An 18486-nucleotide genomic window follows, 5' to 3' on the forward strand; every position below is an offset into this window, starting at 1 on the left:
GGCGATGTCGAGTGCAGAGGAAAGCATGAAATTCTTCTCCTTTGAGTGTTAGAGCGGGCTGATGGTGTGCTTCTTCGGCAGGTCTTGCTCTTGTTTGGTGGCAAGTTGTCGAAGGGCGCGTCGTAACGAGATGCGGGTTTGGGACGGCTCGATCATTGAGTCGATGAACCCGCGCTCGGCGGCGACGTATGGGGAGGTCATGGTTTCGTCGTAGAAGTCCATGAACATCTTCTTCATCGCCTCACGCTGGACGGGATCCTCGATGGCGGCGAGCTGCTTGCCCTGGATCATCACCACGGCAGCAGAGGAGCCCATGACGGCGATTTGCGCGGTCGGCCAGGCGAGGTTGATGTCGCCGGTGAGGTTCTTGGAACCCATGACGGCGTAGGCGCCGCCGTACGCCTTGCGGACGATGAGGGTGACCTTCGGTACGGTGGCCTCGACGACGGCGAATGCTAGTTTGGCGCCGCGGTGGATGAGGCCTTCGCGCTCCTGGTCGACGCCGGGCAGGTAGCCTGGCGTGTCCACGACGAAGACGAGGGGGATGTTGTAGGCGTCGCAGGTGCGGATGAAGCGCGCGCCCTTGTCGGCGGCGTCGGCGTCGATGCACCCGGCCTGGTACATGGGGTTGTTGGCGACAAAGCCGACGGTGCGGCCGTCGATGCGCCCGAAGGCGCAGATGAGGTTCTCGGCGTATCCTGCCTGGATTTCGACGAGGTTCTCGTCGTCGCCGAGCTGCACGAGGAGGTCCATCATGTCGTAGCCGGCGTTGGTGTCGTCGGGCATGAAGGTGTCGAGGGCGGAGTCGTCGAGGTCGTCGTCCTCGGGGGCCCATTCGACGGGGGCTGGGTCGAAGGTGGACGTCGGCAGGTGGGCGAGGAGGTCGCGGACGTAGTCGAAGGCTTCTTCCTCGGAGCCGACGACGGCCTGGATATTGCCGGACTGCTCCTGCACGCGGGCGCCACCGAGTTCGGCGGAGGTGATGTCTTCGCCGGTGACTTCGCGGATGACGTTGGGGCCGGTGACGTACATTTCGGACTGGCCGTCGACGGCGACGACGAAGTCGGTGGTCACGGGCGCGTAGACGGCACCGCCGGCGGACTTGCCCAGCATGATGGAGATCTGCGGGCTGCGGCCGGATAGCGGGAGCTGGCGGCGGGCGATCTCGGAGTACATGGCCAGGGACGTCACGGCGTCTTGGATGCGGGCACCGCCCGAGTCCTGGATGCCGATGACGGGGCAGCCGATCTTGATCGCGAACTCCATGACCTCGACGACCTTGCGGCCGAAGGTGACGCCGACGGAACCGCCGTAGACGGTTTTGTCGTGGGCGTAGACGGCGACGGGGCGGCCGTCGACACGTCCGTAGCCGGTGACGACGCCGTCGGAGTAGACGGCTTTCTCGTCGCCGGGTGTGCGGGCCAGGGCGCCGATCTCAACGAAGGAGCCTTCGTCGAGAAGCGCGGCGATGCGCTGGCGCGGGGTGGTGTTTCCGGCGTCGTCGCGGCGCTTCCGCGAGCGCTCAGAACCGGGGTCCTGCGCTTTTTCTAGACGTGCACGCAGGTCAGCGAGCTTTTCTGCGCTAGTTGCCATTATCAATCCATTCGTTCATGTACTTGCCCACGATGCCAACCGCGGGCTCGTCAACTACTGCCAAATGGTCGCCCGGCAGATGGACGATCGTCAAATCCTTCACGATAGCGCCCCAGCCACCGTCCTCGTCAATGTGGGCGTAGGCCGGCTCCAGGGTAATGGCGCCGTCGTGCATGCGCTCGGCGCGGAACAGCAGCACCGGCACCTGCACGTCCGCCCAGCGGGCGAAGTCGAGGCGGTTGAGGATCTGATTATCGACGAAGGACGCGCGCTGGTGTTCCAGCACCCCGGCGGCGAGCCCGTGCTCGGAGGCGTCGGTGGTGGCGAGGAATTCCGCCAGCATGTTGAGGACAGCGTCCTCCCCTGCTGTCTCCAGCAGGTCGAAGGGCACCGGGAAGTCCAGCCCGTAGGTGTCCTTGGCGAACTTGGCGTAGCGCTCCCAACGCGCCTTGGCCTCCTCCGGGGTGTCGGGGGCGGGCTCTGACGGCTGGGTGGTGTCCAGCAGCGCGATGTACGCGATGCGGTCGTTGCCCAGCTGGTGCGCCACTTCGTAGGCGAGTGCGCCACCGAAGGACCAGCCCGCGAGCACGACCTTGCCCTCGGGCGCGATGCGGTTGATGTCTTCCACGTAGGCCGCGGCGCGCTCTTCGAGGGTGCCCTCGAGGCGCTCGACGCCGTACACCGCGACGTCGTCTGCTAATCGACGAGCCAACGGCTGGTACACCGCACTGGACCCACCGGCCGGGTGGAACACGAACACTGGCGGCTTGGTGGTGTGCTCTGGCTGCTGCAGCACCCGGATGTTGCCTTCGACCTCGGTTTCGAGGCCCTCGCGCACGATGTCGGCGAGCGGCTCGAGCGTTTCCGCGTCCTTGACCTGCTCCGCGGTCACGGTGATGCCGGAACGCTCGCTCAGGTGGTTGGCGATGGCTTCGGCCTGCGCGTCGTCGATGGCGGGCAGCTCGGAGGTCACGCCCGCGGCGGCGGTGCCGGTGAACTTGGCCCACGCGCCGAAGACCATGCGCTCGGAGGCGTCGCGGGGTGCGACGCCGACGCCCTGGGCGCCCTCAGGCTTCTCGGCGGGCTCGGCGGCAGCAGCATCGGCGGGCTCAGCGGGCTCGGCGGCAGCCTCAGCGGCCTCCGACTGCACCCCGGTGACCGCGTCCTCGACGATGCGGATGACGTCGGCGACGGAGGCGTCGCGAAGCGTTTGTACTGGCAGTGGCGGGATCTGGAAGTCGTTTTCCACGCGGTTCTTGATGCGCATGCCCATCAGCGAGTCCAGGCCGAGGTCGATGAGCGGTAGCTCGTCGGGGAGGTCCTCGGCGTCGTAGCCCATGGACTCGGACACGATGGAGCGCAGGCGCTGCGCGACGGACTCGCCGGAGTTCGGGTCCCAGCGGATGGCGTCGACGTCCGCGAGCTCGTCGGCGACGGGCGCGGCGTCACCAGCAACCTCAGCCGCCGGGGCCGGAGCAGCTGCGGTTGAGTCCTCCTCAACAGCGCCGCCAAGGTTGAGTGCGGTAGCGAAGCCCTCCGCCAGCAGGGTGTCCTCGTGGAAGACCTTCACGCTCACCCCGCCGAGCGAGGTCGCCGCGATCGTGGTCACGTCACCCTCTGCAGGCAGTACGTCGTGGTCCTCGTAGGCCACCACCCGGGAGCCGGGCAGGACTTCGGCGGCGACGGCGTCGATAATCTGGTGCGGGCTAAACAGCGTGTCCGCGGCCGTCGAGTACGCAACCTGGCCCTCCGGCAGGCGCACCTTCGCGCCGAGCAGTGAGGTGTGCGCGGAGGCGGGGCGCGCGTCGGTCCAGAATTCGGAGCGCTTGAACTGGGTCAGTGGGGCATCGATACGCGGGCCGCGGCCGTAGAACGCGGTGAAGTCGACAGCGGTGCCGGTGACGTACAGCTTCGCGGCGAGGTCCAGGATGGACTCCACCTCGTCGACCTTGCGCTTGCAGGTAAACAGCAGCTGTGCATCCGGCTTCCCCGAAGCGAACGCGGTGTTCATCAGCCCCATGATCGCCACCGGGTTCGGCGCGACCTCCACGAGCGTGGTGTAGCCCTCAGCAAAAGCGGTCTCGGTGGCCTGCTGGATGTAGACCGGCTGGCGCGTCATGCGCAGGAAGTATTCGTCGGTGTGCACGACCTGGCCCGGCTGGTACACCACGCGCTCGTCGACGCTGCTCAGCAGCGGGATCCGCAGCGGGTGGGCCTCAATGCCGGCGATCTGTGCGGCCAAATCGCCCAGGATCGGGTCGAGCGCACTGGTGTGCCCGGCGCCGCGCACGCGCATCAGTCGCGCGAACTTGCCTTCCTCTTCCAGCTTTTCGACGAGCCCCTTCACGGCACCAACGGGACCGCCGACGGTGAGCATGCCGGGCCCGGCGAACACGGCCGCTTCAACACCCGTGCCCTCCAATTGATCAGCACTCAATTCGACGACGGCCATGGCGCCCTCGTCGTCAGTGTCGGCGGTGAGCGCTTCGCCCTCACCCATCAGGCGAGCACGGTGGCACGCGATCACCATCGCGTCCTTCGCGCTGATGCCTCCGGAGGCGTAGCCCGCAGCGATCTCTCCCATGGACATGCCCATCACGGCTGCCGGGCGGATCCCGGCGGCGTCAAGCATGTCGGTCAGCGCGATCTGGTAGGCGGTCACCGCGACCTGGCCGGTCTCGGTGTCGTAGGTCAGCCCGTCGTCCTCGATGATTTCGATGATGGACCAGCCGGCCTCGAACTGGACGATGGAGTCCAGCTCACGCATCCGCTGCGCAAACAGCGGCGAAGATGCCATGAGCTGCTTCGCCATCTTGCGGTGCTGGGAGCCGAAGCCGGAGTACACAAACACCGGGCCGAGCGCGTTCGGCGAATCCGCCACGGCGATACCGGGGCCGACCTTGCCCTCGGCGACCTGGCGCAGCCGTTTGACGGCCTCCTCGGTCGTTGCGGCGGTAACCACCGCGGCGGAACGGCCATGGTTACGCAGCGCTAACGACCGCGCAAAAGGAATAAGGTCCGCGTCGGGGCGTCCCTCGAGCGCGTCGGCAAGCCCGGCTGCTGCGGTCTTGCGGCGCGAGGTCAGCAGGCCGCTGACGGGCAGGGCGGCCGTCGATACGCCGGTGAGCGCCTCGGGGCGCTGCGGTGCTGCTTCGTAGTCGGCGGGGTCGAACTCCTTGACCACGACGTGCGCGTTCGTGCCGCCAAAGCCGAAGCCGGAGACACCCGCCACGCGCTGGCCGGAGTACTGCGGCCACTCGCGCGGGTCCTCGACGACCTCAAGATTGTTGGCGTCGAAGTCGACGTAGCGGTTCGGGCCGGCGAAGTTCGCCATCGCAGGGATCGTGTCGCGCTGCAAGGCTTGGACGACCTTGATGAGTGCCGCCACGCCCGCGGCCGACTCCGAGTGGCCAATATTCGATTTCGCGGACCCAAGCAGCAGCGGCTGGCCAGCCTCGCGGCCGGTGCCGCAGACCTGCCCCAGCGCGGTCGCCTCGATCGGGTCGCCGAGGATGGTGCCGGTGCCGTGGGCCTCCACGAGGTCAACGGTGCGCGGGTCCACGCCCGCGTCGGCGTACGCCTGCTGCAACACGTCTACCTGGGCCTCCGGGTTCGGGGCGGTCAGGCCGTTGGAGTGGCCGTCCGAGTTGGTGGCGCTGCCCTTGATCACGGCGAGGATGTCGTCGCCGTCGGCGATGGCGTCCTCCACACGCTTGAGCACGATGAACCCGGCTGCTTCCGAGCGGACGATGCCGTCCGCGTCATCAGAGAATGCGTGGATCTTCCCGGAGGGCGAAATCACGCCCAGCTCCGAGAACATCAGGGAAGCGAACGGGTTAGCCAGGATGTTCACGCCGCCGGCGAGGGCGACGTCGGCTTCGCCCTCACGTAGCGCGCGCACCGCGTGGTGCACCGACACCAGCGAGGAGGAGCAGGCGGTGTCCACGTTCATGGACGGGCCACGGAAATCGAAGGCGTAGGAGATCCGGTTCGGGATCACCGCGCTCGACGCGCCGGTCAGCGCGTACGGGTGCGCCTGCGCCGGGTCAGCGCCCATGAGCATGCCGTAGTCGTTATTGGAGGAACCAACAAACACGCCCACGCGCTGCCCGCGCAGCGAGTCGGCGGGGATGTGGGCGTCCTCAAGCGCCTCCCAGGCGACCTCCAGCATGATGCGCTGCTGCGGATCGATATTCTTCGCCTCCAGCGGGGACAGGCCAAAGAACTCGTTGTCGAAGGCGGCGATGTCGTCGAGGTAGCCGCCGTCGGTGGCTTCCTCGCGCATCTTGGTGCGCAGGAACGGATCCGAGTTGTACTCGGACCAGCGGCCCTCCGGCAGCGGGCCGGTCGTGACCTCGCCTGCGGCGAGCAGCTCCCAGTACTCGTCCACGTTATTCGCGCCCGGGAACCGCCCGGCCGTGCCGACGATGGCGATGTCGTGACCCTTCGCCTCCACGTCGCGGCCGGTGGCGACGACGTTCGACGCCGCCGGGGCGTCAGCGGTCAGCGCGTGGGCCAAGGCAGCGATCGTCGGGTACTGGTAGGCCACGGTGGGGTCAATGCGTCGGCCCAGTAGCTTCTCCAGTTCCCCGGAGAGAACCACTGCGTCGCGGGACGAGAGCCCGTAGGACTCAAACGGGGTGGTCGCGTCAACGCTTTCCACACCGGTCGTCTCCGCAACCCACTGTTGCAGCCACTGGATCAATGCATTCTCACTCATAGCATCCAACCCTATCGGTCGTGCCTTTCTTTTCGTTATCAGCCTTGGTAGTTCTTCGCGTTGACCTGGCGCGCAATCTTGCCTGAGGAGGAACGCGCGATCTCGTTCGGCGCGTAGAAGCGGATGTCCGACGGCGCCAGCCCGTGCTTCGCGGTCACGGCGGAGCGGATCGCCGCGATGGCGTCTGCATCACCGTCCGGGGTGGCGGTGTCCGCGCGCTCTACCAGCAGCACCAGCTTTTCGACGTCCTCCCCCGGCACCGCAAACGCAGCCACCGAATCTTTACGCACGTGTTCGCTGGCCTCCATGACGGTGGCCTCGATGTCTTGCGGGTAGTGGTTACGTCCTGCGACCACGATGAGGTCCTTGACGCGGCCGGTGATGTAGAGGTGGCCGTCGAGAAGCGTGCCGAGGTCCCCTGTTGCCAGCCAGCCGTCCTTCGGCAGGCCTTCCTGGAGCGTGGCGCCGATGGTGTTGCCGAAGGTGTCGGCGGTGTCGCGCGCGCGGTCCTGGTAGCCGAGGGCGATGTTCGGGCCGTGTGCCCACAGCTCGCCGATGGTGCCAGGCGCGACCTCGTCGTGGGTCTGCGGGTCGACGACGGCGAAGTGCATCCATGACACCGGCTGGCCGTTGGAGGCCATCACAACGCCGCCATCTGTCTCTACCGCAAGCCCCTCGGTGAGCTTGTCACGGTCGAGGGTGACGAACTTGGGGCGGTCCGGGGTCTGCGGGGTGGAAACGAGCAGGGTCGCCTCCGCGAGCCCGTAGGAGGGGCGCATCGCTTTGCGGTCCAGGTTGAAGCCCTCGTAGGCCGCAATGAAGCTGTCGACGCTCGGCTTCGTCACCGGCTCAGAACCGATGACGAGGGCGTCGAGGACGGACAGGTCCAGGTCCTGCGGCGCGTGCCCGACGGCACGAGCGCACAGCTCGAGCGCGAAGTTGGGCGCCGCGGTGAAGACGTGGATGTCCTCCGGGTCGCTCTCGCAGCGACCGAGGCGTTCCACCCAGCGCATCGGCTGCTGGATGAAGTCACGCGGGGTGAATAGCTCGAACTCGCTGCCAAGGATGATCAGCATCATCGAGATGATGATGCCCATGTCGTGGTGCAGTGGCAGCCAGCACGGCACGCGCATCGGCTGTTCCAGCTTCGCCGCCGTATAGATCTGGATGACGTTAGACACGATGGACTCGTTGGTGAGCATCACGCCTGCCGGGTTGCGGGTGGAGCCGGAGGTGTACTGCAGGAAGGACACATGGTCCGACGTATCGACGTCCCCCTCCACCTGTCCGGCCACCCAGCCGGCAGCGAGCGTGTCCGGCAGCGCGTCGACCGCGATGATGCGCGGGCGTTCCTTGCCCGGCAGCTCCGCGAAGAAAGCGCGCACTGCTGGCGCGCCCTGCTTGTTGGTGAGCACCACGTTGGCCTCGGCGTCGGCGAGGACGGCGCGCAGGTGGCCTTCGTGGCCTGGCTCGGTCGGGTCGTAGAGCGGCACCGGGATCTGGCCAGCGTACATGGCACCCATGAATCCGAAGATGTACTCGGGGCAGTTGCCCGCCAGGATGGCCACGCGGTCCCCCGGCTTTCCGATCTGCTGCAGGCGCGCCGCCACCGACTTGATCCGTGTGTTTACTTCCGCGCGCGTGAACGTGCGCAGCGCCCCGTCCGGGTCTGCGGAGTAGTCCCACGAGCGGATGTTGACGGTGTCTGTCGCACCGGCCTGTGCGGCTGCCCCGTAGAGCATCTCGGTGAGGGCCGGGATGGTGAAGTTCGGCGGGAGTTTGATCTGGCCGGTCTCATCAATAAACCGCTGAATCAGTACTTGGAGATCCATGGGCACTCCTTGTAGTCAGGTCCTAGAATTAGTTAGTTTCTAGAAAGAATCAATTATGGACATTGCCCAATCTACAGCCCATTGCGGCGTAGTGGTACCCGGAATCACATCCGGGTTCGTGGCATACATCGCGTGATTGCCGTTGGCCAGCAACAACGCACTCGCGCGGTCCACCGCATTTCCGATATCCTGCGGCGCGTCACAGATGGAATCATTCGGCGCACAAATCTCATACGCGCGGTCAGCCACCTGGCCGAAGCCACCCTGCCGCGCACCGGTCATCGTTGCGCCTGGCGTCGCCGCGCTCACAACCATCTGCAGCGGGCGCAGCGCAATCTCAGCGCCAACACCGCTCAGCTCAACACCAGGGTTCACGCCGACGCCGTTCTCACGACGCCCGTCCGCAATCATCAACGAGCCCAGCAGGCGCTCCGGCGGCAACGCGTGCGTCCCCGCGCCAATCTGGTTCGTAATATCGCCCGCAATCACCGCGCCCTGCGAGAACCCTGCCACAATGAACTTCGTCGACGGACACTGCTCCGCCACGAACGCAATCTCGCCGTTCGCGCGCGCCGTGCCCTCAGCGCGGGACTCGTCGTAGCTCATCTCGTTGCGGCCCTGCGGAGTCTGGATGTTCCGGAACTGTGCCGTGTACGGCACCGTGAACACGCGCACCTGGTCAATCGAGTAGCGCTCCTGCAGCGGGTTCGTAATCGACAGCATAAAGCTGTTCGGGTTCGCCTGCGGGGCGAAGGGGTCGTCGTCAATTGACGATTCCCACGTGCCCGGAATCGAGACGAACTCCACCGCCGGGCACCAATCTGGCTCCTGGCGCGCCTCCGTCGACGTGCCCGGCTCACCCGGCTCAACGACACTCGGCCCGTCCTGGTTCTTGAGCCACTGGAATACCCCCAGCCCAATCGCCGCGAGCACCACAATGACCGCAGCTACAACGCCTGCTCTGCGCATATTACTCCCTTACTTGCACAGCTTGGACTGCGCGGTTTCACCAATCAGCGCCGCCACGGCATTCGCATCCAAATCGGTGCGGCGCTGCTCTACCAGCTGCCCCGCAACCGCATCGCGCGTCACGGAGTCACCATTGCACACCGTCGCGCCCGTCGCCGTCAACTGATCCTCGACGCCCTTCACATTCACGCCGCTTTGCTGCAGCTGGTCAAGGAACGCCTGCTCTTTCGGGCTAAACGTCGGCGCCTGCTCCGGAATCGAGGTCACCTCACGCGCCGGCTGATCCGCCGGGCCCTGGTTTTTCGACGCCGGCTTCGCTCCCTCCGACGTCGTCGCCTTCGCAGTGCCAGACGCCGACGACGTTGCCGTCGGCGGGGCCTGCGTCGCCGTCACGTCATCGCTCTCCACCGTCGTGCCACCGCAGGCCGCCAAGCCCAACGCGAGGCAGAGGCTTGCGCTCGTCAGCAGTCGCTTCATCGCCGCTCCTTACTTCCGCTCGCGGACCACGCCGTTGACCTGCTCCAGCGTTCCGTGCTGGAAGTCAATCACCAGTCCACCGGCAGGGATTTCGCGCATGTCCGAGGTCGGCCAGCCCATCGCGCCCTGCTCGTAGCCGCGCTTGCCCCACTCCTCGAAGATGTCGCCATAGAGCACCACGTGTGCGCCGGTCTCTGGCGACCAGTAGATGTTGCCCTTCTCGAACTGCTGGAAGAACCCTCCGCGGATCGCGATCTCGTTGCTCTTCGGGTAGCCCAATGCGCTCGTCGCCGTGCCCAGCTCGCCGTACTTCTCGGCGATCGCGCCGTGGACAATGTTGTGGCTCTTATCCGGGTTGCGGGTCAGGAACCCGCCCTGGAACTTCTGCACGTAGCCCTTGCCCACCTGGTTCGCCTCAGCAACCGGGTACTTCAGGTCGCCCGTCTCGTAGCCGTTCTCGCCCCAGGCCTTGAACATGTCACCAGGGATGGCGTACGCGCCGGTCTGCGGCGTCCAGTAAATAGAACCGTTCTCGAAGTGGACGAAGCGGCCAACGCCGTCTGGTGTCTTGGTCTCACCGGTGGTCGGGAAGCCGAGCCAGCTCGACGCGCCACCTAGGCCGCTGTACTTCGCCAGGATCGCGCCGAACAGCGGGTACGCACCCGTCTTCGGGGACCAGAACGCGGTACCACCACGGAAGTCCTCGGCCTTGCCCTTGCCGTCAGCGACGTCGTACTCGTTGTTCACGCAGCTGCCGATCACGCCAGACTTCGTCGCCTCAGCGATCGCGCCCACCGGGTTGCAGTCCGAACCACGGTCAGCCTCCGCCAACGCCAACGCATTCGCGATGTACGGCCAGGCCTGCGTCATCTCAAACTGCCAGTACTCCCAGGAGTGCACGCCCGACGGACGGAACTTCACAACCGGCTTCACCGGCGTCCGCGACGCGTAATCGACGAAGGTCTGCGTCGACAAGCGAGAAATCACCTCAAGCCCGACACCAGCCGGGTTCGCAGCGCTCTTCGCCACCGACTCCGGGTTACCAAAGTCATCGCGGCCCGAGCCCGAGGACACGTACACCGTCATGTCCTTCAACGCCTCAATGCCAAGCTTCGGGTCGTGGTCAATCCAGTCCTGCGACCCAGCCGGGCCCCACATCGCCTCCGAGTCGTAGCCGCCCGCATCCATCTGCGCGGCCTTAATCGCCGTCGGCATACCCGTGGTTGTGGTGTCCAAGTAACCAGAGAAGGAACCCACGAACTTGAACAGGTGCGGGTTACGCTCCGCCAGGTTAATCGCGGCAGTACCACCCATCGAGATACCCACCACGGCACGGCTATCATTCGAGCGGAACTCGTTATTGAGCACCGGGACGAGCTCCTTCGTCAAGAAGGTCTCCCACTTGTAATTCTTCCCGTTGTTCGGGCGCTGCCAATCCGAATAGAACGAAGACTCACCACCAACCGGCAGGATCACGTTCACGTTCTTGTCAGCGTAGAACTGCTCAATATTCGTCTCGATGGTCCAGCCATTCTCATCATCACGAGCACGCAGACCATCCAGCGCCCACACCTCAGGGAACTTCGCCTGCGGATTCGAGTGCCAGTCACGCGCCAGCAGGATCTGCACCTGCATCAGCTGCTCCGGCATCGCCGCCGAACGAATAAACACAGCCACGCGGCGGTTCGTCAACCACTCAATGCGGTCCACGCTCACACCTTCAGGCAGGCCCGGGATCTGCGGGTTCTTATCAACCTCAATCGGCGTCCGCTTCGGCGGGTCCGACGGCCGAATATTATCCGACAGCCCACCACGGTTACTCGACAGCGGCAACGACGACTGCGCCGCAGCCGACGTCGACAACACCGGAACTAACGACGCCACCATCGGCACCGCCGCCGCAACAATCGCAGCCTTCTTCATCCGATTCATAGGGGAACGGGTCTCACGCATGAATTTCCTGCCTCAACTCTTCTTCTGGGCTTTTGCCATTTTTTGGGTGTGCACAACCAGCGCCGCGTGCTCTACAGCCAACTCCGAGGGTTCCCCTCCCCCGGAATCAACCAGCGACGGCGCTAACAAATCACTCTAAAGGTTAAGTATGCCTTGAGAGTTTAGCCACCAGACACGCCGGAGCGCCACCAAGATATTTGGCTTGTGGATGGGGTGTGTGCACCAAATTCCCTCGGCGAGAGTCAGCGACCTGGGCGTTTGCAGATCAGCGCACGAGAATCCAGGAATTTGGTGTCAGGCCAGGTGGGGTGCGCACCACATTCCCGCATGCAAGTCCGGCGACCTGGACAAACGTAAAACCCACCCACTGAAATGCTGGAATTTGGTGCAGGGTCGAGCGGGGAAGTGACAAAGGACGCATCCCCAAAAGTGCTGGACATTCAAACCTGCAGGTAGATAAAGAGCTATATATATTAGGGTGCGTCTTTTGTCACTGACACCCCGAGCAAGCGCACCAAATTCCGTCCCGCGAGCCGCACCACCTGGGGAAACGCAAAACCCGCCCACCAAACCAAGGAATTTGGTGCGCGGGAGCCAAGAAGTGCAAGGGCTGGGAACTACCAGGCGTTCATCACGTTGAGGATGCGCGGCTTCGTGTACTCGAGCTGCTGGCCGAACTGTTCCCAGTTGTGCAGGCCAACAGGTGTGAACACGGCGGTGTGCTTGACGCCGGTGGCCGTGGCCTTGGCGCTCCACAGGCGTGTGGTGAAGTTCGCGACCATCTCGAGCGCGATACCGGCGGCCTTGTGCTGTGGCAGGTAGCGGTCGTCGCGTGCGGATGGAGTGCCGCTTCCGGCGGAGACGTAGACGTCGCGGCCCCGCAGGTTACCCATATTCAGGAATGGGTCGTTCTCGTAGCGGCGGGGATCAAAGATGGAGCCCCACATGGCGTTGAGGTTGTAGAGGCCGCCGTCGAGAAGTGCGAGGCGCAGCGCGGTTTGGGCGCCGGGGATGGTGGTGGTGAGGTAGCCGGAGTAGGACAACACCTGGCGGAACTGCTGCGGGTGCAGCGCGGCGAGGTTGATCGCGGCGGTGCCACCCATGGACAGGCCGAGGATGGAGTTGTTCGTCGGGGATACGCCGAAGTGGCGCTGCAGGTATGCGGGCAGCTCCTTGGACAGGAAGGTGTCCCACTTGTAGGTGACGGGGCTGTTGAAGTTGTAGGTGGCTGGCGCGTTCCAGTCGGTGTAGAAGGAAGACTGGCCGCCGACCGGCATCACGAGGGTGATGTTGTGGTTGACGAAGGTGCGTGCTGCGTTGACATCTTGGACCCAGGCGTTGGTGCGTTCGGTGGCGCGGAGGCCGTCGAGCATGTAGAGGCCGGCGTTGCCGCCGCGCTGAGCGGGCTGGATCTGGACGGTGATGTGGCGGCCCATTGCTGGCGACCAGACGGTGCAGCGTTGTACCCAGTAGCCGACGCGGTCCCACTCGCAGGTGCCGGTGGAGTCGGGGCGCAGCCAGTCACGGTTGGCGGCTTGTGCTTGGGGGGCGGCGACGATCATCGACAGCGCGGTCAGGAGCGCTACCACTAGGCCCATGAGTCCGTGGCGGTTCTTCATACAGCGTTTCCCTTTCTCAGCAGTTTGCTACCAAACTACACGGGTACCGCTATGGATACCCAAATCCTCGCCTTGGCTGAGCCGTGCCTGTTCGTCGTCTGTGAGGTAGCTGAGGTAGGTGGAGGCGTCGTCGGAAAGCTGGAGGGTTCGGCCGTTACCCAGCGAGTATTTGATGTTCTTCCAGAAGCGTTCGCGGCTCATTGGCTCGCGGGACGTGGCGAGCAGCTCGGCTATTTCGGGGCTACGGAGTGCGGCGCGGGCTTGGCGCGCTTCCTCCTGGTCGATCCACTCGGGAAGCTTTGAGAGATCGACGGCCGTGTCCGCAACTTGCCATTCGGCGGCGAGCTGCTTGTCGTGTCCGACGCGCCCTTCGGGGTCGCGCGGCATACGGGCCGCGAGCGGCGTCGCAAGGCCGACGGTGTCGAGGACCCGGACGTCGAGCGGCGCGTTCATACTGGTCATCCCGAGGTTGATCAGGTAGAGCGACAACTGGTAGGCCTGCAGGTCACTGTCAGCCTCGGGGACGCGGGGGCGCGGGTACCAGGAGTAGAGCTCCGGGTCGCGGCTGATAAGCCCCGGTGCGATCTGCGCAGCACCAGCGTCGCGTGCCTCAATGACGACGTCCGCGTAGTTCGTCATGAGCTTCGAGGTCAGGAAGTCTTCGGCGTAGCGCGGCGGGTTGTCTGGTTCGCGATTGACGGCCATGGTCCAGAATTCGCGCTCGTCGACGATGCCCAATTCTTTGGCTGATCGCTCGTGAATGTCGTCGTCGAGCGGGTGAGCACGCACCACAATTATCGACGCCCACACCACCAACACCAGCGCGACCACCACGTTGAGGCGCGTCAGCGGGGCGGCCATCACCGGCAGCAGCAGCGCGAAGAGCGGCAGCAGCCACATGCGTCCGTGCATGAAGTCGCCGCCGACGCGCAGCACGTACAGGATGTGGATCAGCGCGCACCCCACGACGAGTGCCACGATGGCGGCGCGGCGTCCGGTGACGAGGAAGCGTCGTAAAGAAATAAGGAGTACCGCGATGACCAGCAAGAGCGGCAGGTACAGCGCGTAGGGCCCGATGAAGTCCCAGGCGTACTTGGCGCCTTCGGCCCACTCGCTGCCGGAGGCAGACTTGGCCACCGCGGTGTGCGGGGTGAGCAGGCCGTAGTAGCCCATGCGGAAGATCTGGTATGCGGCGGGCACGGGCAGCGCCGCCGCCAGGATGCCGAGCGTCTTGCGCGGCGAGTACACCAGCAGGACCAGGCCGCTCAGCCCGCCGTAGAGTGCCAGCTCGGGGCGGACCAGCCAGGACAGTCCGCACCAGAAGGCCAGCCAGTAACCGACCACGGGGGCGGCGCGGCGCGCGGTGCCGCCCGCCCACTGGACGAGTAGCGCCCACCACGCCGCCAGCCACAGCAGGGACAGGCCCCACTCCAGGCCAGAGGTGGCGAAGTCGCGCGCGGGCGGCAGGGCGAAGTACACCAGGATGCCCAGCGGCACCACCGGCGCGGCGCGCCAGAATTTGCCGGAAGCGTAGGTGGCCAGCACCGCCGCGACGACCGTGCACAGCAGCGCGAGCCACATCGCGATGGTTTCCAGGCGGGCGTCGCTGACCATCGCGAACGCGGTGATCAAGTACTGCCACAGCGTGGAGGTGTTCGCCTCCACGCGCTCACCGGCATTGAAGACTGGGCCATTGCCGGCCAGCAGGTTGCGCACGGTGCGCAGGACGATGAGGCCGTCGTCAGACATCCAGCGCCTGGTCCACCCACCCCAAAATGCGAACACGCCCGCAATGGCGCACGACAGCAGCAGCGTCACCCGGGCGTTGATCTTCATTGCGCCAATGTTACTAAGCCAGCGCTGGCACCACGTAAACTGCCAGCACAATGCACAGGATCCAGGCCGCGGCCAGCATCTGCAGCACGCGGTCTTCCAGGGCAATCTCGTCAGGCGCGCCGCCGTGACCACCGTCAACCTTCGCGGCGTAGCGCAGGATCGCGATCACAAACGGCACCATCGAAATCTGGTACCAGACCGCGGCCGCGCCCTCGACCGAGTTGGAGAGCTGGAAGCCCCACAGGGCGTAGCTCATCACGACGGCGGTCGCGGACAGGGTCCACACGAAGCGCAGGTAGGTGGCCGTGTAGCCCTCCAGAGCCTTGCGGATCTTCGCGCCCGTCTCCTGTGCCAGCAGCAGCTCCGCGTAGCGCTTGCCCGACGCCATGAACAGCGAACCGAACGCCGCGACCAGCAGGAACCACTGCGACAGGTCAATGTTCGCCGCCACGCCACCGGCCATGGTGCGCAGCATGAACCCGGAGGACACCAGCGCGATATCAATGACCGGGATGTGCTTCCAGCCGAAGCAGTAGCCGAGCTGCAGCGCAATATAGATGCCAATCACGAGGGCGAGGGCGAAGCCGTCCGTCGCTAAGAAAGAGAGGCCAAGCGCTGCGACGATGAGCACCACCGCCATCGCGTAGGCCAGGTTGATCGGCAGCATGCCCGAGGCGATCGGGCGGAAGCGCTTCGTCGGGTGCTCGCGGTCGCTCTCCACGTCGCGGGCATCGTTGACAAGGTAGATCGAGGAGGCGCCGAAGCAGAACACCACGAACGCCAGCAGCACGTCCAGCGCGGTGCGCGAGGTCCACGCCTCCGTCCCAGCGGCCAGCGGAGCCGCCAGCACCAGGACGTTCTTCACCCACTGCTTCGGGCGAAGGCCCTTCACCATGGCGTCGGGAAGGTTCTTGGGCGGGACGCGTACCTGCTGGTAGTCGACGCCCTCGGTGTGGGGCTCTGGCTTCAAAAAGGGTTCGTGCGGTTGCGTGTTGCTCACTTCAGCTGCCTTTCCACCTTGATCGTCGCTTTGGCGCACCCGGCGCCGAGCAAAGCACCGACAATAGTATCCGTCGGGTAGTGGACGCCAAGGAGGTTGCGGGAGAACATCATCACGGGCACGAGCAGCAGCGGCCACTTCTTGCCCGTGATGTCCATCAGGTGCACCGCGGCCGCGCCCGTGTTCGTCGCATGCGAGCTCGGGAACGAGAGCTTGGAGGGGGTGGCCACGCCAATGTTCACGCGGGGGTCATGCGGCCTTGGGCGCCGCACAATCCGCTTGATGACGACGCTCGCCGCGTGCGCCACGAAGGTGCCCACGCCCAGCGCCAGCCACTTCGAACGCCTCTTCTTGTCGACGCCCGCCCCGAGCCCCGCGACGGCCAACCAGCCAAGGTCGTGCTCGCCGAAGTGGCTCAGGCCCCTGGCCGCCTTGACGGCTGCCGGGGAGTACGCCGCGTTCTGGATCGCGACGAGGATATCAGCCTCACGCTTGCTCATCGAACACCTTCCCCCAGTTCTCTGCGCTAGTCAGCGCCGGTTTCGCGCTCTGGTACTGCTGGCGCAGTTCCTGCCAGCGCTCCTTGATTTCTTCCTGTAGCGCCTTGGTGTCGCGCAGCAGGTCGTCGGCAAGCGCCTTGTTGCGCTTGCGGAACGCCACACCCGTGCCACCTGCCGTGGCCACCGTCGCCGAGTCGAGGCGGGCCAGCGTGAACCAGCGGGCCTCCTCCGCGGTGAGGTTCAGCTGCGGCGCCTGCCAGTGCTCCTGGTTCTCCTGGGTGAACTGGTGGCGCAACGCCTTGACTGCCCACGGGATCTTCTTCAGCTTGGCCAGGCGCCCGCCGATGTTCTTGGTGGGTACGCCCGGCGCGCCCGTCGGCGCTGGCAGCTCCGTTGCGGAGGCGACGACCTTGGCGTCGTCGTAGTTTGCGCGGATCTTCTGGATGCGCGGCAGCGAGGTCTCGAGGATGTCGAACAGCTGGTCCGGGCCTGCGAGGAAGTCCTTCATGGCCTCCAGCTGGATGGCCATGGTGGAGTACTCCATGCACATGATGTGCTTGTAGGTGGACTTCAGCATGTTCTTCAGCATCGCGTCCGGGGAATCCGGGCCGTACAGGGAGGCGACGATGAGGCGGTTACGCATGTGGAAGTACGCCTGCCAATCGATGGCGTCGTCCTTATCGGCCCAGGCCATGTGCCAGATTGCGACGCCCGGCCAGGTGACCGTGGGGAAGCCGGCCTGCTTGGCGCGCAGGGCGTACTCGTTGTCGTCCCACTTGATGAACAGCGGCATCGGAAGGCCGAGCTTCTCCGCGACGACGCGTGGGAAGAGGTTCATCCACCAGCCGTTGTAGTCCACATCGACGCGGCGGTGCAGGGCACGCGACGTCGTCTTGCGAGGGTCCAGCTCTTCTTCCTCAGTGCCGAGGTAGCCCAGCGGGTACTTGGCAAAGTCATGGTCGTACACCGCGTGCTCCGCGGCGCGGAACATGAACACATCCTTATCGACGGCCTCTCCCGTCGTCCGCAGCTGCGACCGGTCCTGCAGGTTCAGCATCTGTCCGCCGACCAGGATGGGGGCCTTCGCGTAGCGGGCGGCCTGCACCGCGCGCAGGATCGAATCCGGCTCGATCGCGATATCGTCGTCCATATAGAGGATGTATGGGGCGTCCGTGGTGCGCAGCGCCTCGTACATGATGCGGCCGTAGCCGCCCGAGCCGCCCAGGTTGCCCTGGCGGAAGATCTGCAGCTTACCCTGCAGGTTCTTCTCCGCCTCCTTGAAGTCCGGCAGGTCCGACGGGTGCTGGTCGCCCTGGTCGGGCATCAGCACATCGGAGATCGATTCGAGCACGAACGGGTCCTCTGCCAGCGCGTGCAGGGCGTTGACGGCGTCGCGAGGCCTATTGAACGTCGGGATACCCACCGCGACCTGCTTCGGCTCCGGGCCGGTGGTCGTGCCGTCCGGCATCGTCTGGGCCTCCGGCTCCTTGTCGGAGAACCAACCCGCGTTGCGGATCGTCGTGTCCGTTTCCGCCGTGACGTCGAACCACAGCCAGCCGCCGTCCTCGAAGTTGCGCAGCGGCAGCACTACCTCCAGCACGCCGTCGCTGGCCTCAGCGTTTTGCACAGCGATGCGCTTACCGTCGTGCTTCGAGCGGTAAATGGAGACAGTCGCCTGCCCCTCAACCTCCATCGCCAGCACAACGTTTTCCAACTGCGACCAGCGCCGCCAATAGGATGCCGGGAACGCATTGAAGTACGTCTCGAAGGAAACTTCCTCCCCGGCGGGGATGGATACGCTCGTCCGGTCCGCCCACGTCAGGCGCTGCTTGTTCTGCTCTGCCTCGATGAGGTACAGCATGCGGACGTCGTGCGGTTCGCCCTTCTTCGGCATCAGCACTCGCTGAAGGACTTCTACTGCAGTCGTGGTTTCCACAGGTCTCACTTTCGGTGCCTAGTTAGAGTTTCGTCCTAAGCGTAGTGCGTT

At 65.3% G+C, this 18486-nt stretch carries 11 protein-coding genes; all 11 read right to left on the reverse strand.

What is annotated here, in order from left to right; translation table 11 throughout:
* Positions 1-48: 48 nt before the first annotated feature.
* Positions 49-1593, reverse strand: coding sequence for an acyl-CoA carboxylase subunit beta (locus tag KBP54_RS10125; RefSeq protein WP_256005654.1), 1545 nt, complete (start codon positions 1591-1593; stop codon positions 49-51).
* Complete coding sequence (gene pks13, locus KBP54_RS10130; RefSeq protein WP_256005655.1) at positions 1583-6313, reverse strand: polyketide synthase Pks13; 4731 nt, start codon at positions 6311-6313, stop codon at positions 1583-1585. Before pks13 ends, KBP54_RS10125 begins: the two co-directional genes overlap by 11 nt.
* A gap of 38 nt (positions 6314-6351) precedes the next feature.
* Positions 6352-8145, reverse strand: a complete 1794-nt coding sequence (locus KBP54_RS10135; RefSeq protein ID WP_256005657.1) for a FadD32-like long-chain-fatty-acid--AMP ligase — start codon at positions 8143-8145, stop codon at positions 6352-6354.
* Positions 8146-8184: 39 nt separating this feature from the next.
* Positions 8185-9114 (reverse strand): cutinase family protein, encoded by a 930-nt coding sequence (locus tag KBP54_RS10140; protein WP_256005658.1) that lies wholly within the window; start codon positions 9112-9114, stop codon positions 8185-8187.
* Positions 9115-9123: 9 nt separating this feature from the next.
* Positions 9124-9591: a DUF732 domain-containing protein gene (locus tag KBP54_RS10145; RefSeq protein ID WP_070479656.1), complete on the reverse strand. Its 468-nt coding sequence runs from the start codon at positions 9589-9591 to the stop codon at positions 9124-9126.
* A gap of 9 nt (positions 9592-9600) precedes the next feature.
* Complete coding sequence (locus KBP54_RS10150) at positions 9601-11544, reverse strand: alpha/beta hydrolase-fold protein (RefSeq protein ID WP_256005660.1); 1944 nt, start codon at positions 11542-11544, stop codon at positions 9601-9603.
* 617 nt (positions 11545-12161) lie between these two features.
* The gene (locus tag KBP54_RS10155; RefSeq protein ID WP_070361775.1) at positions 12162-13163 is read right to left on the reverse strand and encodes an alpha/beta hydrolase; all 1002 of its coding nucleotides are present in this window, start codon (positions 13161-13163) and stop codon (positions 12162-12164) included.
* Between the two features lie 27 nt (positions 13164-13190).
* Positions 13191-14999 (reverse strand): arabinofuranosyltransferase AftB family protein, encoded by a 1809-nt coding sequence (locus KBP54_RS10160; protein ID WP_256005662.1) that lies wholly within the window; start codon positions 14997-14999, stop codon positions 13191-13193.
* Positions 15000-15012: 13 nt separating this feature from the next.
* Positions 15013-15999 carry a decaprenyl-phosphate phosphoribosyltransferase gene (locus KBP54_RS10165; RefSeq protein WP_256005663.1) on the reverse strand — a complete coding sequence of 329 codons (987 nt, stop codon included), beginning with the start codon at positions 15997-15999 and terminating at the stop codon, positions 15013-15015.
* On the reverse strand, positions 15996-16499 hold the full coding sequence (locus KBP54_RS10170) for a phosphatase PAP2 family protein (protein WP_256005665.1): 504 nt from the start codon (positions 16497-16499) through the stop codon (positions 15996-15998). The genes KBP54_RS10165 and KBP54_RS10170 overlap by 4 nt, the downstream gene beginning before the upstream one ends.
* Entirely contained in the window at positions 16486-18435 is a 1950-nt protein-coding gene (locus tag KBP54_RS10175; protein WP_256005666.1) for a glycosyltransferase, read from the reverse strand. The genes KBP54_RS10170 and KBP54_RS10175 overlap by 14 nt, the downstream gene beginning before the upstream one ends.
* Positions 18436-18486 lie beyond the last annotated feature (51 nt).

Origin of the sequence: Corynebacterium pseudogenitalium, assembly GCF_024453815.1 — a bacterium.
GTDB lineage: Bacteria > Actinomycetota > Actinomycetes > Mycobacteriales > Mycobacteriaceae > Corynebacterium > Corynebacterium pseudogenitalium.